This is a genomic window from Maribacter sp. MAR_2009_72 (genome assembly GCF_007827235.1).
Lineage (GTDB): Bacteria > Bacteroidota > Bacteroidia > Flavobacteriales > Flavobacteriaceae > Maribacter > Maribacter sedimenticola.
This window is the reverse complement of sequence record NZ_VISB01000001.1, coordinates 1,423,155-1,440,899: the sequence shown is the minus strand read 5'-3', so window position 1 is coordinate 1,440,899 and position 17,745 is coordinate 1,423,155. Positions and strand designations below refer to the sequence as shown.

At 36.8% G+C, this 17,745-nt stretch carries 18 protein-coding genes; 15 read left to right on the top strand and 3 right to left on the bottom strand.

The window, feature by feature from the left end; genetic code table 11:
* Nucleotides 1-153: 153 nt before the first annotated feature.
* On the top strand, nt 154-1,992 hold the full coding sequence (gene rpsA, locus JM81_RS05960) for a 30S ribosomal protein S1 (RefSeq protein WP_144801363.1): 1,839 nt from the start codon (nt 154-156) through the stop codon (nt 1,990-1,992).
* Nucleotides 1,993-2,142: 150 nt separating this feature from the next.
* Here rpsA and JM81_RS05955 read toward each other — a convergent pair whose 3' ends face one another.
* Nucleotides 2,143-3,399, bottom strand: coding sequence for an OmpP1/FadL family transporter (locus JM81_RS05955; protein WP_261374975.1), 1,257 nt, complete (start codon nt 3,397-3,399; stop codon nt 2,143-2,145).
* Nucleotides 3,383-4,735: a DUF4270 family protein gene (locus tag JM81_RS05950; RefSeq protein WP_144801361.1), complete on the bottom strand. Its 1,353-nt coding sequence runs from the start codon at nt 4,733-4,735 to the stop codon at nt 3,383-3,385. The genes JM81_RS05955 and JM81_RS05950 overlap by 17 nt, the downstream gene beginning before the upstream one ends.
* Nucleotides 4,736-4,972: 237 nt before the next feature.
* On the opposite strand from JM81_RS05950, the gene JM81_RS05945 reads away from it, so the two are divergent.
* The 11 genes from JM81_RS05945 to ppk1 all read left to right on the top strand — a co-directional run bounded on the left by JM81_RS05945 (nt 4,973) and on the right by ppk1 (nt 14,370).
* Nucleotides 4,973-5,965 (top strand): Kelch repeat-containing protein, encoded by a 993-nt coding sequence (locus JM81_RS05945; protein WP_144801359.1) that lies wholly within the window; start codon nt 4,973-4,975, stop codon nt 5,963-5,965.
* Between the two features lie 75 nt (nt 5,966-6,040).
* Nucleotides 6,041-6,370, top strand: coding sequence for a DUF4907 domain-containing protein (locus JM81_RS05940; protein ID WP_144801357.1), 330 nt, complete (start codon nt 6,041-6,043; stop codon nt 6,368-6,370).
* A gap of 13 nt (nt 6,371-6,383) precedes the next feature.
* Complete coding sequence (locus tag JM81_RS05935; protein WP_144801355.1) at nt 6,384-7,421, top strand: sensor histidine kinase; 1,038 nt, start codon at nt 6,384-6,386, stop codon at nt 7,419-7,421.
* A complete protein-coding gene (locus JM81_RS05930) occupies nt 7,418-8,146 on the top strand; it encodes a LytR/AlgR family response regulator transcription factor (RefSeq protein ID WP_144801353.1) in 729 nt (242 codons plus the stop codon). Before JM81_RS05935 ends, JM81_RS05930 begins: the two co-directional genes overlap by 4 nt.
* A gap of 116 nt (nt 8,147-8,262) precedes the next feature.
* Nucleotides 8,263-8,802 carry a bifunctional pyr operon transcriptional regulator/uracil phosphoribosyltransferase PyrR gene (gene pyrR / locus JM81_RS05925; RefSeq protein ID WP_089259804.1) on the top strand — a complete coding sequence of 180 codons (540 nt, stop codon included), beginning with the start codon at nt 8,263-8,265 and terminating at the stop codon, nt 8,800-8,802.
* A gap of 4 nt (nt 8,803-8,806) precedes the next feature.
* Complete coding sequence (locus JM81_RS05920; protein ID WP_089259805.1) at nt 8,807-9,733, top strand: aspartate carbamoyltransferase catalytic subunit; 927 nt, start codon at nt 8,807-8,809, stop codon at nt 9,731-9,733.
* Nucleotide 9,734: 1 nt separating this feature from the next.
* Entirely contained in the window at nt 9,735-10,067 is a 333-nt protein-coding gene (locus JM81_RS05915) for a ribonuclease Z (protein WP_144801351.1), read from the top strand.
* 95 nt (nt 10,068-10,162) lie between these two features.
* On the top strand, nt 10,163-11,068 hold the full coding sequence (locus JM81_RS05910; RefSeq protein WP_144801349.1) for a ribonuclease Z: 906 nt from the start codon (nt 10,163-10,165) through the stop codon (nt 11,066-11,068).
* Between the two features lie 77 nt (nt 11,069-11,145).
* Nucleotides 11,146-11,793 (top strand): pyridoxamine 5'-phosphate oxidase, encoded by a 648-nt coding sequence (gene pdxH / locus JM81_RS05905; RefSeq protein ID WP_089259808.1) that lies wholly within the window; start codon nt 11,146-11,148, stop codon nt 11,791-11,793.
* A 16-nt stretch (nt 11,794-11,809) separates the two neighbouring features.
* Nucleotides 11,810-12,301: a SixA phosphatase family protein gene (locus tag JM81_RS05900; protein ID WP_144801347.1), complete on the top strand. Its 492-nt coding sequence runs from the start codon at nt 11,810-11,812 to the stop codon at nt 12,299-12,301.
* On the top strand, nt 12,295-14,370 hold the full coding sequence (ppk1, locus tag JM81_RS05895) for a polyphosphate kinase 1 (RefSeq protein ID WP_144801345.1): 2,076 nt from the start codon (nt 12,295-12,297) through the stop codon (nt 14,368-14,370). The genes JM81_RS05900 and ppk1 overlap by 7 nt, the downstream gene beginning before the upstream one ends.
* A gap of 2 nt (nt 14,371-14,372) precedes the next feature.
* On the opposite strand, the gene JM81_RS05890 is transcribed toward ppk1, so the two are convergent.
* Nucleotides 14,373-14,954: a tRNA-(ms[2]io[6]A)-hydroxylase gene (locus JM81_RS05890; protein WP_144801344.1), complete on the bottom strand. Its 582-nt coding sequence runs from the start codon at nt 14,952-14,954 to the stop codon at nt 14,373-14,375.
* A gap of 120 nt (nt 14,955-15,074) precedes the next feature.
* Between JM81_RS05890 and JM81_RS05885 the strand changes: the two genes are divergently transcribed.
* From JM81_RS05885 to eboC, 3 genes are read left to right on the top strand one after another with little or no spacing between them, the layout of a single operon-like run.
* Nucleotides 15,075-15,923, top strand: coding sequence for an EboA domain-containing protein (locus tag JM81_RS05885; protein WP_144801342.1), 849 nt, complete (start codon nt 15,075-15,077; stop codon nt 15,921-15,923).
* Nucleotides 15,924-15,929: 6 nt separating this feature from the next.
* The gene (locus JM81_RS05880; RefSeq protein WP_144801340.1) at nt 15,930-16,841 is read left to right on the top strand and encodes a TatD family hydrolase; all 912 of its coding nucleotides are present in this window, start codon (nt 15,930-15,932) and stop codon (nt 16,839-16,841) included.
* Nucleotides 16,841-17,740, top strand: coding sequence for a UbiA-like protein EboC (gene eboC / locus JM81_RS05875; protein ID WP_144801338.1), 900 nt, complete (start codon nt 16,841-16,843; stop codon nt 17,738-17,740). The genes JM81_RS05880 and eboC overlap by 1 nt, the downstream gene beginning before the upstream one ends.
* The last annotated feature ends 5 nt before the right edge of the window (nt 17,741-17,745 follow it).

Sequence of the window (17,745 nt, the reverse complement as noted above, 5' to 3'; positions counted from 1 at the left end):
GGTTGCCTATTTGAAATAAAATGATTAGTTTTGCACACCTTTTTTGCAAGCATATCAAGAGAAAAAGGATAGTTAAAAAAATAAACGTAACAACTTTCATAGTCGTTGCCTAAGTCTTGATAAGGTTATGGAATACAAATTATTGATCAGCAAATGGCTGAAGAAAAAACAAACGCAGAGGTAGCTGAAACTACCGAAGCAACACAACAAACTGCTGTAGAGACTCCACAGCAAGATCCTCAAGAATTTTTAGAAAACTTTAATTGGGAGAAATACGAACAAGGAATTGAGCGTGTTGATGATTCTAAATTGCAGGAATTTGAAAAATTGGTAGCCGAAAATTTCGTTGACACTGCAGATGCTGAAGTTGTTGAAGGAAAAGTGGTGTATATTACTGATAGGGAAGCTATCATTGATATCAATGCAAAATCTGAAGGTGTAATTTCGTTAAACGAATTTCGTTATAACCCAGGTTTAAAAGTAGGTGACAAGGTAGAGGTATTGATCGATATTCGTGAGGATAAAAGTGGTCAATTGGTACTATCTCACAGAAAGGCGAGAACAATTATGGCTTGGGACCGTGTAAATGCGGCTCATGACAAAGAAGAAATCGTTAGTGGTTTTGTTAAATGCAGAACTAAAGGTGGTATGATCGTTGACGTATTTGGTATTGAAGCTTTCTTACCAGGTTCTCAAATTGATGTTAAGCCTATTCGTGATTATGACCAGTATGTTAACAAAACAATGGAATTCAAGGTTGTAAAAATCAACCACGAATTTAAAAACGTTGTTGTTTCTCATAAAGCTCTTATTGAGGCTGATATTGAAGAACAGAAGAAAGAAATCATTAGCCAACTTGAAAAAGGACAAGTATTAGAAGGTGTTGTTAAAAACATTACTTCTTACGGTGTCTTTATTGATCTTGGTGGTGTTGATGGTTTAGTTCACATTACTGACCTTTCTTGGAGCAGAATCAACCACCCGAACGAGGTCGTTGAATTAGATCAGAAATTAAATGTTGTAATTCTTGATTTTGATGAAAACAAATCTAGAATACAATTAGGTCTTAAGCAATTGGAGAAGCATCCTTGGGAAGCTTTATCCGATGAAATTAAGATTGGTGATAAAGTAAAAGGTAAAGTAGTTGTTATCGCTGATTACGGCGCATTCATCGAAGTTGTTGAAGGTGTTGAAGGTCTTATCCACGTTTCTGAAATGTCTTGGTCTACGCACTTGCGTTCTGCACAGGATTTCGTAAATGTTGGTGATGAGGTAGAAGCGGTCGTATTGACATTGGATCGTGAAGATCGTAAAATGTCTCTTGGTATCAAGCAATTGACTCCAGACCCTTGGACTGATATTACTACTAAATACCCTGTAGGTTCTAAACATAAAGGTATTGTAAGAAACTTTACAAACTTTGGTGTTTTTGTTGAGCTAGAAGAAGGTATAGACGGTTTAATTTACATCTCCGATCTTTCTTGGACTAAGAAAATCAAGCATCCATCTGAGTTTACTAACGTAGGTGATACTTTAGAAATTGAAGTATTGGAACTTGATGTTGAAGGTCGTAAGTTGAGCTTAGGTCATAAGCAGACTACTGAAAACCCATGGGATAAATATGAAACTGAATTCGCATTGGGTACAGTTCATACAGCAACCATTTCTGATGTAGTCGATAAGGGTGCAACAATTGAATTTAACGAGGATATTACTGCATTTATTCCACAACGTCACTTGGAAAAAGAAGATGGTAAAAAACTAGGTAAAGGCGATGAAGCTGAATTCAAGATTATTGAGTTCAACAAAGACTTCAAACGTGTAGTAGCTAGTCATACTGCTATTTTCCGTGAAGAAGAGCAACGTAACGTAAAAGCGGCTGTCAAAAGACAAGCAGCTAGTGCAGATGAAGCTAAGCCAACTTTAGGTGATGCTAACGATGCGTTACAAGCGTTGAAAGACAAAATGGAAGCTGATTCTAAGAAGAAGTAATTTCATTGATATAGATCCTTTAAAAGGATTATAAGTAAAAGCCCGGATTGTTGTCCGGGCTTTTTTAGTTATCACCTTACCGGTTCCTATTAGGGTTCCTATAAAATGAATTACTAGTGGAGATTCTTAAGGATTACGTTTTTGTGAGTTTTAGTTGACTTTTCTTTTAACGAACCATAGGTCTTCTAAGCTTAAGTTTAAACTTAATAGATGGTAATTTTCCTTGACCAATACGTTTTGTAAAATGCCTTTTGAACCATAGCTATAAGATAGGTTGATCATGGAATGTGTACCTCTACTTGTAGGTATGCCTATACCTGCGGTAATGTTATAACCTTCAACTTTTTTATTCGCAATATTTAAATATCCGTTATCGTAATTATAGCCTAATCGATATCTAATTCTTTGGCTATACTTATAACCTTTGGGGTTGTTAACATATTCCAGGCCAAGGGCAAAGATATCTTGATCGGTATATGTGCCAATATTTTCCGACTGGTTGGTGTTGCTCCAGAAGTTTTTCTTGTAATCTGCATTAAGTGTAATTTGATCAATGGGCTTTAAGCTAAGTCCTACACCAAGTTCCAAGGGTAAATTAAAGTCGGCCACGTTATCGGTTTTCTCGTCTTCTACACTAATTTCCGTACCATATAGATTCTTTGTTACCGACCGCTTTAATTGTCCGTTTAAACTGGTAGGTAGTTGCGCGGTAGCACCTATGGTTATTTGGTCCATTATATCCCACTGCATTCCAAATCCAATCCTAGCACCATTATAATTGGTTTTTTCAGTAGATTCAAATGTGGTAGTATTATAGATAAAGGCTTCATTTTCTTCAATGTTGCCAAATAAGAAAGAAGTACTTAACCCTATCCTAAAGCGGTCCGTTAGGGCGTAACCAATATTTAGGCGTAAATCGCTTAATCCCCCAACGCCGGTAATATTACTTTCAAAGGTTTGTGTGGAACCTTCTATATTGGTGCTTACGCCCAAAATTGAATAGCCAACATCACTATAGGGTATTAGGGAAATACCTGCGCCAAGATTTTCCGCAATTCTAAACCCAAAAGCTAAATTGGAGAAGTTTATGATAGTTTTGTTTTCGGAAGTACTTTTATTGCTGTAGTTGTTAAATTCTCCTGTAACCCCAATATCATATAGAAAAGAATTTTGGGGAATGAGCGCATAGGTAGATGGGTTTAAGTTATTTAACTCATACATTGATTTAGTACCTATACCGCTATATCCCAGGCCATTGAACTTGCCAATGCTGGTTTGGTTGATGACTCCTAGACCGTAGAGGGAATATGGGGAGCTTGTAAGTGCTTCGGATTGAGCCCTTCCATGGTATAACGTAATTAAAAAAATAATCAAAATTAGGCACTGCTGCTTATTCTTCCTCATCATATATTGCATAGGTTAGTTCTAATGTGGTTTCGTTGGCTCCATTACCGTTTGCATTTAGCACAAAGCGATCAACGGTAGAATTATAATTTATGGGAAGTAAGATCAGGGCGTCATCCTTATCCCTACTTTTTAATTGTAGTTCCTCTAGATAAAAAGCTAAGGGTAATTGGTAATATATATCGTTAAACTCTTGATTTTCCTTGTTTAGGATGGCATAAACAGCGCTACCGGAAATGCTTAATTGTTCCGTTAGTACATTATTGTGGTCAACGACATAAACGGCAAGGGAATCGCTCAGTATTAATTCGTCACTATAGGATAGGGGCGCAGGTTTAATCTTGAGTACACCGTCAAGAATAGTTCCGTTACCGGGAATATCAAATAATGTGGACATATTTGGAAACTGCAGACGCATGGCTATACCAATACCGGATTGTATGTAGCTTTGATTATTAGAGGCCGCACTAGCCAAGTTTATTTCACTGTTGATCAATGTTTGTAGTGGAGGAATTGGGGCATCAGCGGTAATCTGGTTAAAAAAAGGTATAGGCGTACTTGTAGTATTTAATCGTATATCCAAATATCCTTGAACCGACTCTTCAGAAGTAGGAATGCTATAATATAACCTAACGAAGGTGCGGTCGGCGCTTTTTGAAAATCCAATTATCGATCCGTTGTCACTACCCCTTGGAACCATGGCAATACCTTTATATCTATCTATATATTCATCGGTATTTACAATATTCTTTTCTTGAAGTTGATTGAATATATCCGTACCGTAATGGTCCATAAGTTTAATTCGTATGGAATCACCGGAAATAGGTCTTGGGTAATATTCTATTGAACCTAGGTTGTCTTCGTCATAGGTAATTGTACTTGTGTTGTAAAAATTATCCCCATCTGCAGGTTTCAATTGTTCGCTGATCCGTTTAATTTCAATTGTATTTTTTTGTAGTGTATCGTTGTAATAATAATTGTCATATCCGGCAATAAAAACAATACTATCAAACTGGGCTTCCGTGTCAATACTGTAAGTTGAGGGTAGAAATTGCATAAAGCCTGACGCGTTTACCGTACCAAAAATCGAATCATGGTACCTGCCCACTAAAATTCTAGTAGACTCAGAAGTTATAATACTGTCAAATTTCATGGTGGAGGTCTCAACGCTCAGAGTATCTATATGATAAAGTTGAATGTTACTATTGGTAAATGTTTCGCCTGCTACAAAATCAGAGTCGTTATAATTTTCCTGTGAACAGGACATTACCATAATGTAAAGGGCTAGAAAGGGTATAATCCCAAATATCTTGGGTTTTGGGTGTTTTACAATGTGCATTGAACGTATGTTTTTCTCAAAACTAGAAACCAACTATGGTTCGTAAAACCGCAATAGACCAACTGGGAAAGTTATAAGATGAACATAGTGAATAGTACTACTAAAGGCAAGTACGCATTGGTAGATTAAATTGCCGGTTTGGTATGTTAAAAACCATAATTTATCTATTGCATTTTTAGGGAGGATGACTGCTCTACTAGATTTGGAGCAAACAAAATGGCAATTAAAATAAAAACGATGAATAGAAGCAATACGTATTTTTTAAGGATAACAAGTATGGCGGCCGTAGCCTTACTATTTATAAGTTGTAATAGTGATGACGATGATGAAGATCTAGGTAACTGGATCGAGAAATCCGTTTTTGACGGAAGTGCGCGTAGCAGTGTTTCTGGGTTTACGATCAATGACATAGGATATATGGGGGTAGGTTATGACGGTGATGATTATTTGGCATCTTTTTGGGCTTATGACATGGAAGGGGATTATTGGTCTCAAAAGGCCGATTTTCCCGGCGTTGCCAGAAATGCGGCCGTTGGTTTTGAGATTGATGGCAAGGGGTACATAGGTACCGGTTATGATGGTGTGGACGAACTAAGTGATTTTTATTCCTATGACCCTATGACAAATACGTGGACAGTAATTGCACCGTTACCTGCCGCAAGAAGAAATGCTGTAGCGTTCGGCGTAAATGGTTATGGTTATGTAGGTACCGGATATGATGGTGAGAATGATAAAAAGGATTTTTATAAGTACGATCCCGTTGCTGATAATTGGGTAGAGTTGGTAGGTTATGGCGGTAATAAACGTCGTTCTGCCACTAGTTTTACCATAAATGGGCTGGTATACTTGGGTACGGGCGTTTCCAATGGGGTTTATCTGGACGATTTTTGGGTGTTTGACCCGGCAACGGAAAATTGGACCAAAAAATTGGATTTGGACGAAGAGGATGACTATGCCATTGCGCGTAGCAATGCAGTAGGTTTTACCCTTAATGGTTATGGGTATATTGCCTGTGGAGAATTGAACGGTGCCACAAATACCGTTTGGGAATATGACCCGGTAACTGATGAATGGGAGCAAAAAACTTCATTTGAAGGTGCTACCAGGCAAGATGCAATTGCGTTTTCCAATGGAAACCGAGCTTTTATTGGAATGGGCAGAACAGGTAGTCTTTATTTGGACAATCTAGATGAGTTTTTTCCTTTGGATGAGTACGAGGAAGAAGATTAAAGGGTGTTTAAGGATTTGAGTTGTTAATTTTTTGGGTCAATCGATAAGGGTTGGCCCATTTTTAAACATTTATTTATGAGTTCTAAGGCAAAATTTAACATAGGTATCCTCTTATTTTTGATGATTGTATTTTTTGGAATATATCAATACCAGCAAATTGTAGATAAACACGCCGTGTATGGAGAGGTGGTAGAGTTGAATGGGGGGTTTGGCTATAAAATTATGAAGGGCAAAAAAGTATTGATAGTTCAAGAGTACATACCGGGTATAGCAGGAAAACAGCCTTTTGCCACCAAGGAACAGGCAATAGCAGTGGCACATCTTGTAGTATCCAAATTAAATACAGGAAAGAGCCCTATAGTTTTACCTTCTGAGCTCGAGAAGTTTCTAATATTGATTCATTGAGCCTATTGTGCAAATGGTAAAATTGTTGGTTAAAAATCGGGTTCAGATTCTGGTGCATATTAGCATTTGGATGTTGCTCTACGGGTTTGCATTCTATCCGGTGTTGAACAATGCCCAAAGAATACCATCAGACCTATTGCCTAAGTTGGTGGCAATTATTGCCTTGTTCTATATCAATTATTTTTACTTGGTTCCGGCACTTTTACTTAAGAAGAATGTGCTTTTTTATATCATGGTATCACTAGTGTTATTGCTGTGTTCCGTTATGGTATTGCACCATATGTATGAACCAATTATTCCGGACAATGCCTTTTTTGGTCCAGGGCCAAGAAGAAATTTTGGATATACACCAATTTATAGATCCTTTATAAGTTTTGGAATACCTTATGTCATAAGTGCAATTTTGCGTTTATATGTGGAGTGGAAACGTAATGAGAATTTAAGATTGTCCGTAGAAAAGGAAAGCATAAAATCTGAACTGCAATTATTGAAAGCACAGTTAAATCCTCATTTTTTGTTCAATACACTGAATACAATATATGCTTTATCGGTTAAAAAATCGCCAGATACTTCCCAAGCAATTGTGGATCTTTCTGAATTAATGCGGTATATGTTGTATGAGGCAGATAAGGATTTGGTGCCGCTCAACAAAGAGCTGGACTATATCAAAAGCTATATTCAATTACAGCGTTTACGGTTGTCTGATAGTGAAAATGTTTCATTAAAGATTACTGGTGAAGATAGGGGAAGGGCCGTGCCTCCATTGTTGTTCATATCGTTTATTGAAAACGCCTTTAAATACGGAACGGATTATAAAGGAAAGACCTATGTTAAAATCACCTTGACCATAACCGATGAGTCTATTTACCTTAATGTAAAGAACAAAATAGGAATATTTAGGGAGCCTTCTAAAAATTCTGGGATAGGGCTTGAAAATATTAGAAATCAGCTGGAATTAATTTATCCGGCACTACATGAATTAAAGGTAGATAATGACGGTAATAATTACGAGGTATCACTAACCATTTATCAATTAAAACAGGGCTTATGAAATGTATTATAATAGATGATGAGCCATTGGCCATAGAGATTTTATCAGGTTACTGTGAAAAGTTGGATTTTCTTGAATTGATAAACACCTATACCAACCCTTTAGATGCTATTACAGATATTAAGGACAAGAAAATAGATTTAATTTTTTGTGATATAGAAATGCCTCAGATTAACGGTATTGATTTTATGGGTACTTTGGACAACAGGCCTTTGTTCATCTTTACAACGGCCTACTCACAATATGCAGTAGATGGGTTTGAGTTGAATGCGGTAGATTACCTAGTAAAACCTATTCCATATCATCGCTTTATAAAATCGGTGTCAAGGGTGCAGGATTTAATTTCCAAAAAGGAGAATCCCGCATTCGTGGCCAATGTTTTCCCATCTATAGGGGATACAATGGTAGAAAAGAAATTCATATTCGTAAAGGCGGAATATGAAAGTATTAAGATAGACTTGGACCAAATAGAATATATACAAGGTCTAAAGGATTATCTAAAAATACATATATGTAATACGAACAAGACCATACTTACCTTAATGAGCTTTAAGGAGATTATGGGTAAATTACCTCCAAATCAATTCTTAAGGGTGCATAAATCGTTCATTGTAAATGTCAATTTTATCAAGACCGTACAAAGAAATAGAATTGTAATCAATGATGTAAGAATACCAATTGGGGAAAGTCATAAAGAAGCTTTTTTTTCTATTTTGGGATTATGATTTTTAAGCCTTAAAAATACGGTGTTGAAATTTTAGATTTTACTTCCCAATTTTAAGTATTAAAGTTTAGCTAGAATTATCTATTTTTGTTGAGCTAAACGCACGGCTGGTTTATTATGGGTCAAAAAGTCTTACTCTCTTCCAAAGAAATCAACATTATCCTTCATCGTTTGGCTTGCCAGTTATTAGAAAATCATCTAACGTTTGAAAATACGGTACTTATTGGTATACAGCCGCGTGGTAAGTTCGTGGCACAACGGTTGACCAGAATTTTAAAAGATGAATATAAAGTAAAGCACATAGATTTGGGCTTTCTGGATATTACGTTTTATAGGGATGATTTTAGACGAGGGGACAAAACTTTAGAAGCTACTAAAACCAATATAGATTTTTTGGTCGAGGATAAAAATGTAGTCCTTATTGATGACGTACTGTATACAGGTAGAAGTATTAATGCGGCATTGACGGCATTGCAGTCATTTGGAAGACCAAAGGATGTGGAATTGTTATGTTTAATAGACCGTAGGTTTAGTAGGCATTTACCTATTCAGCCCAATTATAGGGGCAGACAAGTAGATGCTATTAATGACGAAAAGGTAAAGGTAATGTGGAAGGAGAATGATGGTGAGGATATCATATATTTAGTAAATAGATAACGAAATGAGCGAACTGAGTGTAAAACACTTATTGGGAATCAAATATCTTAATGAATCTGATATTCAGCTTATTTTTGAAACTGCCGATCATTTTAAGGAGGTAATCAATAGATCTATTAAAAAGGTTCCTTCTCTACGTGATATTACCATTGCCAATATCTTTTTTGAAAATAGTACACGTACTAAATTGTCTTTTGAATTGGCAGAAAAAAGGCTATCTGCAGATGTGCTTAATTTTTCAGCTAGCCAATCATCCGTAAAAAAAGGTGAAACACTTATAGATACCGTAAACAACATTTTGTCCATGAAAGTGGATATGGTTGTAATGCGGCATCCTAACCCTGGTGCGGGCATATTTCTTTCCAAGCACGTAAAGGCGTCAATAGTCAATGCTGGTGACGGTGCACATGAACATCCTACACAGGCCTTATTGGATTCCTATTCCATTAGGGAAAAATTAGGGGACGTAGCCGGTAAGAATGTAGTCATAGTGGGTGATATTCTGCATTCTAGGGTGGCATTGTCAAATATATTCGCCTTAAAATTGCAAGGGGCAAACGTTAAGGTTTGCGGACCAAAGACCTTATTGCCAAAATATATTGAATCGCTTGGTGTGGGTGTGGAAACCAATTTAAGAAAAGCTTTGGATTGGTGCGATGTTGCCAATATGTTACGAATACAAAATGAACGTTTGGACATCAGTTACTTCCCCACTACTAGGGAGTACACCCAACAATTTGGTGTAAATAAAAAGTTATTGGACAGTTTGGACAAAGAAATCGTCATCATGCACCCGGGTCCAATTAACAGGGGCGTGGAAATTACAAGCGATGTTGCGGACTCTAAACAATCCATCATTTTAAATCAGGTAGAAAACGGGGTGGCCATACGTATGGCCGTAATTTATTTATTGGCATCTAAAATAAAGTAATATGGTTTTTAATAATGAGGAATCACTGATAATCATATCCCAGGAAAACATTTCCATAGACATCTTTTTGCAAAATTTAGAGAAGGAATATTCCAAGCTAAAGAACGATAATTTAGTGGTGGACCTTTTGGGTTTTTCAAAGTTAACTCCGTACAACGTCTTGTCTTTTTTGGAAATTTCCAAGAAGCATAAGAAAAACGGTAAATCGTTTGTGTTGGTTTCCGGAAAGGTTTCCTATGATGATGTACCCGAAGAAATCAATTTGGTACCTACCCTAAAAGAAGCACGTGATATTGTGGAAATGGAGGAGATAGAGAGGGATTTGGGTATCTAAGTCCAAATTTCAGTTGTTTTAAGTCTGTTTGTATAAGGTCTTTAATGAAGCTGCAACAATTTTGTTGGTAGTGCAAATTTTTATTGTAATTGTCTATGCGTCTTACCATTTTGGGTTGTTATGCTGCAACTCCTCGAACATTAACAAATCCTACGGCACAAGTTTTGGAAATCAATGGGCATATTTTGTTGTTGGATTGTGGCGAGGGTACGCAAGTACAATTACGTAAGCATAAGGTCAAGTTTTCTAGAATCAATCATATTTTTATTTCCCATTTACACGGAGATCATTTTTTTGGCCTGCCAGGTTTTATTTCTACAATGAGGCTTTTGGGTAGAGAAAAAGAATTACATATCTATGGACCAAAAGGTATTAAGGAAGCAATTACCTTACTAATGAAATTGGGAGATTCTTGGACCAACTATCCGCTAATATTTCATGAACTTACCGGTATTGGGCCTGAGCTTATTTTTGAGGATGCCAAAATTTCGGTATCGACCATACCATTGTCCCATAGAATATATACCAACGGATTTTTGATTAAGGAGAAATTGGCCAAACGTAAATTGAATATAGAGGCGGTAGAAGCGTATGGTATAGATATAGCCTATTATCGTAATATTCAAAACGGTAAGGATGTAATATTGGATGACGGAACCTTAATATCCAATAACGTGTTGACCTATGACCCTGCGCCTCCAAAATCGTATGCATTCTGTAGTGATACGGTTTATACTAAAGAAACCGCCAAATATGTTGAGGGTGTGGATGTCCTGTACCATGAATCTACTTTTTTGGAATCAGAGGCGCAATTGGCCACTAAAACTAAACATGCGACCGCCATGCAGGCTGCAAAGATTGCAAAGCAGGCCAATGTTAAGGATTTGATATTGGGGCATTATTCTACTCGTTATAAAAGTATAGAATTGTTTAAGCAAGAAGCAGAGACCATATTTGCGAACGTGCACTTGGCAGATGACGGGCGCGTATTCAATTTTTAAATTTTATGCGCATTTTATACCGCTAATATTCCTTTTCTTTTTAGAACTTTGTTTATCTTGTTTTTAAGAAGAAAATAATGCAGAAAGACTTAAGCGGATATAGAAAAACATATGAAAAAAGTGCCCTATTGGAAGATTATATTTCCGATAATCCAATGCAATTGTTTCAAACTTGGTTTTATGAGGTTGAAGAATCTAACGGAATAGATGAACCAAATGCCATGACCGTATCTACGGTTGGTTTGGACGGTTTTCCAAAAAGTAGGGTAGTGCTTCTCAAAAAATATACACATGAAGGGTTTGTTTTTTATACTAATTACAATAGTGAAAAGGGGAAGGCCATACAAGAAAATTCCAAGGTGTGTATTTCCTTTTTTTGGCCAAATTTAGAACGCCAGGTTATCATTAAGGGAAATGCTGAAAAATTGGCCAAAAACTTATCTGATGGTTATTTTGAATCTAGACCGGATGGTAGTAAGTTGGGGGCTTTGGTTTCGGATCAAAGTTCGGTGATAACTTCAAGAGAAGTATTGGAAAGTAAATTACAGGAACTGGAAAAGGAATATGCCGGTAAGGAAATTTCTAGGCCAGAGCATTGGGGTGGTTATTTGGTAAGACCGGTATCCATTGAATTTTGGCAAGGTAGGCCCAATAGGTTGCACGATCGTATTAGATATTCGCTTATCAATGGTGTAGATTGGAAAATGGAACGGTTGGCACCATAAAACGGAAGTAGCGATCATGAAAAATTTATTATTAATGCGTCATGGGAAGTCATCATGGGAACTGAACGTTGGCGATCAGGACAGGCCACTTGGCCAAAGGGGAATAACAGATGCACATCTGGTAGGTAAAGAATTGGCAAAACATAATTATAGCATAGATCATGTTTACTCCAGCCCCGCCAATAGGGCCTTACATACGTGCATGATATGTATTGGTGAAATGGGCCTTTCCCTAAAGGATTTTAGCATAGTTAATGATCTTTATGATTTTTCGGGAGAAAGGGTTATCAATGTAATCAGGCATTTGGATAACGCTTTGGAGACTGTTTTAATTTTTGGCCATAACCACGCATTTACTTACTTGGCAAATCTATTTGGGGACAAACATCTGGAAAATGTGCCCACTAGTGGATTTGTACATATACAATTTAAAGAAAGTTCTTGGGCGGCAATTACCCAAGGCGCTACAATACAAACTATTTTTCCAAAGCAATTAAAGGCATGGTAAGAAACAATAACCAATATGTAAATAGAGAGATTAGCTGGCTGTGGTTCAACGAAAGGGTTTTACAGGAAAGTGCCGATAAAAATGTACCGTTGATTGAACGACTCCGATTTTTAGGAATCTTCTCCAATAATTTGGATGAATTTTTTAAGGTAAGGTATGCTACCGTTAAACGTATAGTAGAGGCGGGCAGAAATGGTAAAAGTGTTTTGGGGGGAGAGAAGGCTAAAGATCTTTTGGAAGAAATCACCAAAATTGTAATTGATCAGCAGACCAAAAGTTTGGAGATTCTTAAACAGATAGAACATGAACTAGAGGCAAAAAATATATTTATTTTAAAGGAAACCGAGTTGAACGAACGCCAAAAGGAATTCGTTAAGGCCTATTTCTTAAAGGAAGTAAGTCCGCAGCTCATGACCATTATTTTAAATGATCTTACCCAGTTTCCTACATTAAAGGATACTGCGGCATATTTGGCCGTAAAAATGGTCATAAAAGGTGATCAGCGAAAAAAGGAAAAGCGCTATGCTTTAATTGAAATACCAAAAGGTATAGACCGTTTTGTGGCCCTTCCGGAAGAAAACGGCAAAAGCTATATCATTATTCTGGATGATATGATCAGATATTGTTTGGATAATATCTTTACCATGTTTGAGTATGATTCCATCACCGCACATATGATCAAAATAACCAGGGATGCCGAGTTGGATATGGACAATGACCTGAGTAAAAGTTTTATCGAAAAAATATCCTCCAGTGTAGAGCATAGGAAAATAGGTGATCCTGTTCGTTTTGTATATGATAAAAGTATAGAAAAGGATACTTTGACATTCTTAAAGGAGAAAATGAATATTGAGGATACCGACAGTGTTATACCCGGTGGTAGATATCATAACCGAAGGGATTATATGGGCTTTCCTAGTTTAGGCAGAAAGGATCTGTTGTATGATAAGATTACTCCATTGCCGGTAAAAGGCTTAAGTGTAGAAGGTAGTATTTTGGAAAGTATTGCTAAAAAGGATTACCTACAGTATACTCCCTACCATACGTTTACCTATATATTGAAATTTTTGCGTGAAGCTGCCTTGGACCCTAAGGTTAGATCCATAAAAATAACTGTGTATAGATTGGCAAGCAATTCACAAGTTGCAGCCTCTTTGATCAATGCCGTTAAAAATGGAAAGCAGGTAACCGTACAGATAGAGTTACAGGCCAGATTTGATGAACAAGCAAATATAGAATATGCAGAACAGCTTCAAGCAGAAGGTGTTAAGCTTATTTTTGGTGTGCCAGGTTTAAAGGTCCATAGTAAAATTTGTCTTATAGAGCGTGAGGAAGGTGATATCATTAAAAGGTACGGTTTTATAAGCACCGGAAACTTTAATGAGTCCACAGCCAGAATCTACACGGATTATACCTTGTTTACCGCCCATGATCCCATATTAAAGGAATTGAACAAAGTGTTCGACTTTTTTGAAACTACATATAAAATCAATAAGTACAAGCATTTAATAGTTTCGCCCCACTATACAAAAAATGCGTTTATGAAACTTATAGATGTGGAAATTGCCAATGCTATCTTGGGCAAAGAGGCCTATATAAAGATAAAAATGAACAGTTTTACTTCTTATAAAATGGTCGACAAACTTTATGAAGCAAGTAGGGCGGGGGTAAAGATCCAGTTGATTATAAGAGGTATATGTTGCTTAGTACCAGGAATTAAGGGTATGAGCGAAAACATAGAAGCCATTAGTGTAGTCGATAAATTTTTGGAGCATACCAGACTATTTGCATTTGCCAATGGAGGAAATCCAAAAGTTTACATCTCTTCTGCAGATTGGATGACAAGAAACCTGGATTATAGGGTTGAGGTTGGTTGTCCTATATATGATGAGGATATTAAAAAAGAGTTGATGGATACCTTTGAAATCTGTTGGAAAGATAATATGAAGGCACGTATTTTTTCTGAAAAGCAGGATAATGCCTATCGTAAGACCAAACCGCCTAAAGTTAGGTCACAGTTTGCTACTTATGAATATTATGCAAAAAACCTGAAAAAAGATAAAGAATAATATTATCCGTGGATAGATTCTTTGGTGCCTAGGTCTTTCATGATTTGGGCTTCATATTCCAAAAGATTGTTCCATTTGGTATTGACCTCTTCCAATTGGCCGTATTTACGGGCAAATTTTAGGAACATGGTATAATGACCGGCTTCGCTAACCATTAATTTATAGTAAAAGTCGGCTAGTTTTTTATCCACCAGTTCTTCAGAAAGTAACCTAAAACGTTCACAGCTGCGTGCTTCGATAAGAGCGGCGTATAATAGTCTATGCACCAATTGGGTGGTCCTGCTTCCTCCTTTGGGAAAAAATTTTAGCAATTCAATGACATATTCATCCTTACGGTCCCTGCCCAAGGTTTTGCCTCGTTGCAAGATAAGGTCGTGTACCATTTTAAAATGACCCATTTCTTCCCTGGATAACGCTATCATTTCCTCAACAAGTTCTGTATATTCAGGAAAACTGACGATTAGTGATATAGCCGTACTGGCAGCTTTCTGTTCACAATAGGCGTGATCGGTAAGGATTTCGTCAATATTTTTTTCTACAATATTCACCCATCTTGGGTCCGTGGGTAATTTTAAGCCTAACATACCTTCATTTTATTCAAAATTAGAAAGATTTTATCGACTTCACCAATTATATTCAAATAGCTTTAACAACTTACTAGTTAATAATAATTATTTTTGAGGTAAAGAGAATTCAGTAAGAAAATGCATGATCAAAAAGAGATTCAGGATATATTGTTGAAATATGGGGAGCCAGAAAGTATTACGTGGCTAAACGATAAAATCTTAAAGATATCAGCTGACAGATCTTCTAAAGATTTGTTTATGGCTTATAGCATTTCAAACGTAAAATTTGATGGTTCTGAACCTGTAAATTTTGAAGGGGAAAAAAATGATACTGTCAATTATTTTAGGACACATTACGCAAGTTTATTGCAGATTGCCCGTATATATTTGCTCTCTGCGGTCCTAGAGCAGGATCTGGATTTTTATACCCCCAAGGTGGCCACTATTGTAGAAGTGGCGGATACTGGTGAATTAGAGACTTTTTTAAAATACTTGGTATTATTGCCTAATCCTAAGGCCTATAAAAATACTGCAGTAGAGGCTTTACGTACTAATATTGCAACTGTGTTTGATGCCATTGCATTGAATAATCCATATCCTGCGACCTATTTTGATGAGCAACAGTGGAATCAAATGTATTTAAAGGCTGCCTTTATGGAGCGTGATTTGGGAAAAATAGAATCGATCGATCAACGCGCAAATAAGGATTTGGCAAGAATTATATCGGATTATGCCCATGAACGCTGGGCAGCTAAACGAAAAGTTGATCCGTTATTTTGGAGACCGGTTACTACATTTTTAAATGAAACTTTATTACATGATATACAACGCCTCTTTGAAAGTGATGATGTTTGGGAAAATAGGGCAGCGGTTTTATGTTGCATACATTCTGGGAATCATAAGGCTTTGGAATTATTGAACAATTATCCAAAGGCCAAAGAAGAAGTGGAAACAAATAATATTAGTTGGAATACCCTAAAACAATAAAATAGGATGAAAGATAAAATGATGTTTATTGACCCTCATGTTCATATGACGTCAAGAACTACAGATGATTATGAGGCAATGGCCAAAGCAGGTATTGTAGCGCTTATTGAACCTTCGTTTTGGTTAGGCCAACCACGGACTAAAGTAGGGTCTTTTCAAGATTACTACAGTAGTTTAGTGGGATGGGAGCCATTTAGGGCCAGCCAATTTGGAATACAACATTACTGTACAATAGGATTGAATTCTAAGGAGGCCAATAATGAGGCCTTAGCGGAACAGGTAATTGAACTTTTGCCATTATATGTTCATAAGGAGAATGTTGTTGCTATTGGGGAAATTGGATATGACGACCAAACTGCCGCTGAAGACAAATACTTTAGAATACAATTAGAATTGGCAAAGGAATTGGATATGGTGGTGCAAGTACATACTCCGCATAGGGATAAAAAAGCGGGCACGATCAGAAGTATGGAGGTGTGTTTAGAGCATGGTTTAGACCCTAAAAGGGTTATAATAGACCATAATAATGAAGAAACGGTAGAAGAAGTATTGAACAGAGGATTTATTGCTGCGTTCACCATTTATCCAAATACCAAAATGGGAAACGAGAGAATGGTTGAAGTGGTAAAGAAATATGGTAGTACAGATATTATAGTTGATAGTTCTGCGGATTGGGGCGTAAGTGATCCGCTTGCAGTACCAAAAACCGCATCCTTAATGCTAAAAAACGGTATTTCAGAGGAACATGTGAAAAAAACCTGTTATCAAAATGCTTTAGACGCTTTTGGTAAAAATGGAAAAATGAAGGAATCTGATTGGATGAATGCCAAGGGGATTGACCAAACTGAATTATATAATAATAATAGTGTTTTAAGAGGGCAAGATCCTAAAATTGAAAAAACTGATAAAATTCACTAATGAGTAGTGCTTTAAAGGGCTATTTAGAGCTAATGCGGCCTGCAAACTTACCAACGGCGGCGGCTGATATATTTGCGGGTATTGCTATTATTTTATACCTACGGAATATTGAAGTTCTTTCATTTTTTACCCAGAACGGCAGTGATATACTTTTAGTGGTATTTTCATCTGTTGCTTTGTATGCGGGCGGAGTAGTATTTAACGATGTTTTTGATGCTGAATTAGATGCTCTGGAAAGACCTGAAAGAGCCATACCAAGCGGACGCGTACCTAAACGAAACGCCATTTATTTTGGAACCGCTTTAATGTTGACAGGTATTGCCTTGGCATTTAATTGTACCGTATTATCAGGAATAATATCTGTGGTATTAACGACGGCTATTTTAACGTATGACGGTTATTTTAAGCAGTTTGGTTTTGCTGGTCCTTTAAATATGGGTATTTGCCGCGGTTTAAACCTTTTAATGGGCATGTCTATTTTAGGAAGTCTTACGCATTGGTATATTTCCTTGGTCCCGGTCGTATATATTTTTGCCATTACCTTAATCAGTAGAGGTGAGGTTCATGGGGATAATAAAAAGCATATTGTTTGGGCAGGTATTTTGTATACAATAGTCATCCTATTCATAGCGTTAATTACAGTAGTAAAAACGGATAATATGTTGGTGTTGGCACCCTTTTTATTGGCGTTTGCATTTTTTACCATTAAACCACTGATTAAAGCTTACAAGGACAATTCGCCAAAAAACATTAAAAAAGCGGTAACGGCAGGGGTATTGTCGTTAATTATAATGAATGCTTGTTGGGTTGCCGGTTTTGCCAATTGGCAGCTGGCGTTGGCCGTTTTGTTGCTTTTGCCTTTATCAATGTTATTATCAAAATTATTTGCAGTAACCTAAATTTT

Excerpts from the sequence above, each read along its gene's own strand:
- rpsA (WP_144801363.1), top strand. The coding sequence starts at position 154 with ATGGCTGAAGAAAAAACAAACGCAGAGGTAGCTGAAACTACCGAAGCA.
- JM81_RS05955 (WP_261374975.1), bottom strand. The coding sequence starts at position 3,399 with ATGATGAGGAAGAATAAGCAGCAGTGCCTAATTTTGATTATTTTTTTA.
- JM81_RS05950 (WP_144801361.1), bottom strand. The coding sequence starts at position 4,735 with ATGCACATTGTAAAACACCCAAAACCCAAGATATTTGGGATTATACCC.
- JM81_RS05945 (WP_144801359.1), top strand. The coding sequence starts at position 4,973 with ATGAATAGAAGCAATACGTATTTTTTAAGGATAACAAGTATGGCGGCC.
- JM81_RS05940 (WP_144801357.1), top strand. The coding sequence starts at position 6,041 with ATGAGTTCTAAGGCAAAATTTAACATAGGTATCCTCTTATTTTTGATG.
- JM81_RS05935 (WP_144801355.1), top strand. The coding sequence starts at position 6,384 with ATGGTAAAATTGTTGGTTAAAAATCGGGTTCAGATTCTGGTGCATATT.
- JM81_RS05930 (WP_144801353.1), top strand. The coding sequence starts at position 7,418 with ATGAAATGTATTATAATAGATGATGAGCCATTGGCCATAGAGATTTTA.
- pyrR (WP_089259804.1), top strand. The coding sequence starts at position 8,263 with ATGGGTCAAAAAGTCTTACTCTCTTCCAAAGAAATCAACATTATCCTT.
- JM81_RS05920 (WP_089259805.1), top strand. The coding sequence starts at position 8,807 with ATGAGCGAACTGAGTGTAAAACACTTATTGGGAATCAAATATCTTAAT.
- JM81_RS05915 (WP_144801351.1), top strand. The coding sequence starts at position 9,735 with ATGGTTTTTAATAATGAGGAATCACTGATAATCATATCCCAGGAAAAC.
- JM81_RS05910 (WP_144801349.1), top strand. The coding sequence starts at position 10,163 with ATGCGTCTTACCATTTTGGGTTGTTATGCTGCAACTCCTCGAACATTA.
- pdxH (WP_089259808.1), top strand. The coding sequence starts at position 11,146 with ATGCAGAAAGACTTAAGCGGATATAGAAAAACATATGAAAAAAGTGCC.
- JM81_RS05900 (WP_144801347.1), top strand. The coding sequence starts at position 11,810 with ATGAAAAATTTATTATTAATGCGTCATGGGAAGTCATCATGGGAACTG.
- ppk1 (WP_144801345.1), top strand. The coding sequence starts at position 12,295 with ATGGTAAGAAACAATAACCAATATGTAAATAGAGAGATTAGCTGGCTG.
- JM81_RS05890 (WP_144801344.1), bottom strand. The coding sequence starts at position 14,954 with ATGTTAGGCTTAAAATTACCCACGGACCCAAGATGGGTGAATATTGTA.
- JM81_RS05885 (WP_144801342.1), top strand. The coding sequence starts at position 15,075 with ATGCATGATCAAAAAGAGATTCAGGATATATTGTTGAAATATGGGGAG.
- JM81_RS05880 (WP_144801340.1), top strand. The coding sequence starts at position 15,930 with ATGAAAGATAAAATGATGTTTATTGACCCTCATGTTCATATGACGTCA.
- eboC (WP_144801338.1), top strand. The coding sequence starts at position 16,841 with ATGAGTAGTGCTTTAAAGGGCTATTTAGAGCTAATGCGGCCTGCAAAC.